Here is a 207-nt window from a genome sequence, read left to right as displayed (position 1 = left end):
AATAAATGGTGCCGACTACCGGAATCGAACTGGTGACCTACTGATTACAAGTCAGTTGCTCTACCTACTGAGCTAAGTCGGCACACTTTATTCTTATTGCTCGTACTTTTAAACAGCACCAACAATTTTAAATTGTGGTGCCCGGAGGCGGAATCGAACCACCGACACGAGGATTTTCAATCCTCTGCTCTACCGACTGAGCTATCC

At 45.9% G+C, this 207-nt stretch carries 1 tRNA gene; it reads right to left on the bottom strand.

Annotation, left to right across the window (positions count from 1 at the left end):
• Window positions 1-6: 6 nt before the first annotated feature.
• A tRNA-Thr gene (locus tag BLO31_RS08635) sits at window positions 7-82 on the bottom strand.
• Window positions 83-207 lie beyond the last annotated feature (125 nt).

The organism is Vibrio sonorensis (assembly GCF_001854765.1).
In the GTDB taxonomy this organism is placed as follows: domain Bacteria; phylum Pseudomonadota; class Gammaproteobacteria; order Enterobacterales; family Vibrionaceae; genus Vibrio; species Vibrio sonorensis.
This window is presented reverse-complemented; position numbering and strand designations above follow the sequence as displayed.